Source organism: Methanothermococcus sp. (genome assembly GCF_015523155.1).
GTDB lineage: Archaea > AGJL01 > Methanococci > Methanococcales > Methanococcaceae > Methanofervidicoccus.
Window position 1 is genome coordinate 1 of the sequence record NZ_WAKW01000023.1, and the last position, 5,230, is coordinate 5,230.

Genomic DNA, 5,230 nt, shown 5'->3' on the forward strand with positions numbered 1-5,230 from the left:
ATATTGGAAATAATATTTTTTATTTTCTATCGTAGAGTTATAGCATGTATTTTTATAATTCTTCTAATCTATTAGATAAATTCCCGTAGGTAATTCTATACCTTCTATAATGTTATCAAAAACCTCCAATATTATATATTCTCGTATAAAATTTTCGCTACATATTTTTATTATATTAATATATAAAATATTGCTCATTTTAGACAAATCAAAAAATATATATACTGGAATAATAATATAATTATGCGGGTTTGTGGGGTGTAATATTCACAAGTAGAGGTGTCCATATGAAATTGGATTCATTTATAATTACAACTACAAATGGAATTCCAGGAGTAGAGCTTTATTATTTGGGGATAGTTTCAGAAGTTGTTGAGGGCTACGACATGGATAAATTGCTGAAATTAATGGAAAAAAAAGCAAAGTCTATGAAAGCTATTGCTATAATAGGATTTAAAACAACTGCTGTATATGATGGAAATAATATAAAATTAATGGGGTATGGTACTGCTGTCAAAGATATTGAAGGTCAGTGGGCTGTTTATTAATAAAGCTTAATCATTTTTAAATTATTTTAAATTATTTTTATTTTTGTAGTTTATTTTGGGTTATATACTGCCATAATTTATTTGTAAATAGTAATTAATTTTAATTTCTTTTTTAATATTATATAACGCTTTTAAATTACATATTTCTAAAAAACAACTGATATATATACTTTTTGAAATGATTTAAACCAAAAATTATATAATGTATCAACTGCATATATGTGGTTAGCACCCCACAAGACCACAATAAACAAAAACTGGAAAGGAGGTAATAATATGGATTTTAACCCACCTGATAAAACCGTTGAATTAGCTGGAAATGTAGGGGAATATAAAGGAAAGTTAGGAGCTGACCAGCTGCTTTTAAGAGGAATTATGGGAGGAGCATATATTGCCATAGGTGCTGGACTTTGCACAGTATGTTCTACCGGAGTGTCCAAATATTTAGGATTGGGAATTGCAAAATTTATAGGTGCATCAGTATTTCCTGTTGGACTTATATTAATCATATTAACTGGTATGGAACTCGTTACTGGGGATATGATGCTACTGCCTGTGGCAATGTTTCAAAAAAAGGCGTCATTTTCTCAGCTTTTAAAGGTTTGGTTTTGGGTATATATTGGAAATCTTATAGGTTCTTTAATATATGCCTTGATAATGGTATATGGTCCTCTCAGGTCATTCAATAGAGCAACTGGAGAATGGGTAGTTAATTCATTTGGACAGACTGCAATTAAAATAGCAGAGGCAAAAGTCCTTCCATATATGGCAGGAGGGGCCTTGGGATGGCTTTCCTGTCTTGTAAAAGGTATTGGATGTAATTGGCTCGTCAATCTTGCAGTCATAGGGTCTTTAACTGCAACAAGTGTATTGGGTAAATTCTTTATGATATGGTTTCCAATAATGGCATTCGTAGCATCCGGATTCGAGCACTGTGTGGCAAACATGTATTTCATCCCTGCTGGAATGATGCTTGGTGCAAACGTGTCTTTTTCAGGATGGTGGTTATGGAACGAATTACCTGCCACAATAGGAAACATTATTGGGGCAGTAATATTTGTAGCAATGGTGTATCAATATGCGTATGGTAAAAAGATTTAATCTAAACAATGCTTTAAAGCATGCAAAAACAATGCCTTCTGCCACAATATCAATGATAATCTGGTCTGCAATAACAATATGGGCTACGATAATTTCCAAAAATATTTGGGTGTTGTTGTGTGCAATACCATTCATCATAGCACTGACGCTCATACCTTTAAAAATTTCAAAAATGAATAATGATATTTCCCAAGAATTGCTTCCAAAATATGAAAAGACGCTTTCTACAACTAAAATAGGCGATATTACTAAGGACATGTTAAACCAAAAGGTTAAAATTGAAGGAATAGTGGAAAAAATAACCTATGGTATTTCCCCAAAACCCACGATTATAATTAGGGACGAAACTGGGGAAATATTATCTCTTCTCATTGTTCCACTTCCTGAGGATGTAAAAAAAGGGGATAGAGTAGCACTATATGGAATAGTATCAAAACATTACAAATATTTTGGATTCATGGGAATACCAAAACTGTGGAAACCAAAAATTTTTGGAATTGGGGTTAATAAAGTATGTTAGTGTAATAAATAATATCGTTTATAATAAAATTTTGAATAATGTGGTTTAAGGAGGTCATATTTTTGAGTGATGATGCAAAGCCTAAGAAAAAACTTGGCAATTGTCAGTTGCATGGACACTAGATTAGTCAATTTCCTCTCTGAAAAACTTGGAATAGACAGAGGGGATGCCAAGGTCATTAAAAATGCTGGAAATATAATAACAGACGATACGCTGAGGTCACTTGTAGTTGCAATATATCTACTTGATGTAAATAAAATCATGGTTGTTGGACATACAGACTGCGGTATGAAATCAGTAGATATTGAGGATATTAAAAATAAAATGCTTGAAAGAGGAGCAAATCCATATTTCACCCCAAATTTAGAACAGTGGTTAGGTAAAATTGATTCTGAAGAAGATAATATAATTAAAGGAGTAGAATTGACAAAAAATCATCCTGCAATTCCAAATGATGTGGATGTTAGGGGATATATTATAGATGTTGAAACAGGAGAACTGACACGACTATGTTAAATATGCAGTACATATAAATCTGTGGATGAAGCATTTGCTGACACATGCCCATAGAGTCACCATCCAAAATACTTTAAATATATTATTCAACATATATTTTGTTTTTATTATTTTGATTTCAATATAATTTTTATAATAATATAGGCACCCTGTTATCTACGAACCCTTGGGAGTGGATAACTGAGAAAAAACCAAAAGTTTCCCATTATGATTAAATTAATAACCTAATAATAATTAAAAGAAAGGTGGATATAATGACCGAATTTAAAATGGTCCATACGATATGTCCATACTGCGGATGTGGATGCGGAGTAGATTTAATCGTAAAAGATGCTAAAATTGTAGGGACACATCCGTTTAAAAGACATCCGGTAAATGAAGGAAAAACATGTATTAAAGGAAATTACTGCTACGAATTTGTTCATAGTGATGAGCGGCTAAAAAAGCCATTAATTAAAAAAGATGGAAAATTTGTTGAATCCAGCTGGGAAGAGGCTTTGGATTTAATTGCAAGTAAATTAAAGGGATACACTCCTGATGAAGTGGGTTTTTTCTCATCGGCAAGATGCACGAACGAGGATAACTATATATTCCAAAAATTTGCGAGAACAGTAGTGAAAACTAATAATATAGACCATTGTGCTAGAATTTGACACTCTGCAACTGTTGCAGGTCTTGGGGAAGCTTTTGGGTCTGGTGCCATGACAAACTCAATTGAAGATATTGAAGAAGCAAATTGCATACTTATTATAGGTTCAAACACATTTGAACAGCATCCATTAATTGCAAGGAGGGTAGTTAGAGCAAAGGAAAAGGGAACTAAGGTTATAGTTATCGACCCTAGAAAAACAATGACTGCCAATCAATCGGATTTGCATATTCAAAACATCCCAGGAACAAATGTGGCATTGTTAAATGCTATGATGCATGTGATTATAGAGGAAGATTTAGTAAATACAGAATTTATAAAAAATAGAACAAAAGGATTTGAGGAATTAAAAAAGACTGTGGAAAAATATAGTCCAGAATATGCTTCAAAGATTTGTGGAGTTTCCCCCGAATTAATAGAGGAAGCGGCAAAATTATATGCAACTTCTGAAAAATCATCGATAATATACTGCATGGGTATTACTCAATTTACACATGGGGTGGATAATGTTAAATCATGCTGTAATTTAGCACTTATAACTGGAAATCTTGGAAAAAGAGGAACAGGAGTCAATCCACTGAGGGGGCAAAACAATGTTCAGGGAGCCTGTGATATGGGAGCTCTACCAGATGTATATCCTGGTTATCAAAAGGTAAATATCCCTGAGATATACGCTAAATTTGAAAAACTTTGGAATACTGAATTAAGCCATGATATTGGGCTCACCATTCCAGAAATGATTGAAAAATGTGGAAAGGAATTAAAATGTCTATATATTATGGGTGAAAACCCAATGGTCTCTGACCCTGATATAAACCACGTAGAACATGCTTTAAAATCCCTCGATTTCCTCGTTGTTCAGGATATATTTTTAACTGAAACAGCTCAACTGGCAGATGTTGTTTTGCCTTCTGCATGTTGGGCTGAAAAGAATGGAACATTTACAAATACTGAAAGAAGGGTTCAATTAATAAGAAAGGCTGTAAATCCTCCAGGAGATGCCCTAGAAGATTGGATTATAATTAAAAAACTTGCTGAAAAAATGGGATATGGTGATATGTTTAATTATGCTACTTCCAATGAAATATTTAATGAGATTAGAAAAGCCACACCACAGTATGCAGGCATTACCTACGAAAGATTGGGAGTAGAAGGTATATACTGGCCATGTAAAACAGAGGATAGCAAAGGAACGCCAATATTACATACTGAAAAATTCCTTACAGAAGATGGATTAGGTAAATTATTTGCCATTGAATATGGAGAAGCCGCAGAGCTTCCAGATGAAGAATATCCTATGATTTTAACCACCGGAAGAGTTATATTTCAATACCACACTGGAACAATGACGAGAAAATGTAAGCATATTACATCGGAGATAAACGAGGGATTCGTAGAAATACACCCAGAAGATGCCAAGAAATTAAATATTAAAGATAAAGAGCTAGTCAGGGTTTCATCGAGAAGAGGAGAGGTAAAAGTTAAGGCAAAAATAACTGAAAATATTAAAAAAGGTGTGGTGTTTATGCCGTTCCACTTTGCAGAATGTGCTGCAAATATATTAACAAACACTGCACTGGACCCTAACTGTAAGATACCTGAATTCAAGGTGTGTGCAGTTAGAATTGATAAGGAGTAATTATCATTAATCTTCAATCTCTTTAATACACCCTAAATAGCGAAATTAGCCATATATGAATTTTTATATTTTTATATTTTTATGTATTTAAATGGTGATGACCATGAAATATCTCTTAATCCAATCAACAGATAAGAACATTTTAAAACATGCCGAATGTGGTGGGGCAGTAACTTCATTATTCAAATACCTATTAGATAAAAAACTTGTTGATGGAGTTTTAGCCTTAAAAAAGGGAGAGGATGTCTATGATGGAA

The 5,230-nt window shown here is 33.1% G+C and carries 5 protein-coding genes and 1 pseudogene; all 6 read left to right on the plus strand.

The annotated features are described in order from the left end of the window. The first annotated feature begins 287 nt into the window (after positions 1 to 287). Complete coding sequence (locus tag F7B34_RS02890; RefSeq protein WP_292460225.1) at positions 288 to 548, plus strand: selenium-binding protein; 261 nt, start codon at positions 288 to 290, stop codon at positions 546 to 548. A 276-nt stretch (positions 549 to 824) separates the two neighbouring features. Then, a complete protein-coding gene (locus tag F7B34_RS02895; RefSeq protein WP_292460226.1) occupies positions 825 to 1,649 on the plus strand; it encodes a formate/nitrite transporter family protein in 825 nt (274 codons plus the stop codon). Further along, complete coding sequence (locus F7B34_RS02900) at positions 1,627 to 2,169, plus strand: hypothetical protein (protein WP_292460227.1); 543 nt, start codon at positions 1,627 to 1,629, stop codon at positions 2,167 to 2,169. Before F7B34_RS02895 ends, F7B34_RS02900 begins: the two co-directional genes overlap by 23 nt. 62 nt (positions 2,170 to 2,231) lie before the next feature. Further along, positions 2,232 to 2,685: pseudogene (locus tag F7B34_RS02905) on the plus strand (beta-class carbonic anhydrase). A gap of 254 nt (positions 2,686 to 2,939) precedes the next feature. Continuing rightward, positions 2,940 to 4,973: a formate dehydrogenase subunit alpha gene (fdhF, locus tag F7B34_RS02910; RefSeq protein WP_292460231.1), complete on the plus strand. Its 2,034-nt coding sequence runs from the start codon at positions 2,940 to 2,942 to the stop codon at positions 4,971 to 4,973. A gap of 103 nt (positions 4,974 to 5,076) precedes the next feature. After that, positions 5,077 to 5,230, plus strand: a 154-nt coding sequence (locus F7B34_RS02915; protein ID WP_292460233.1) for a coenzyme F420 hydrogenase/dehydrogenase beta subunit N-terminal domain-containing protein, incomplete at its 3' end; no start/stop codon positions are given.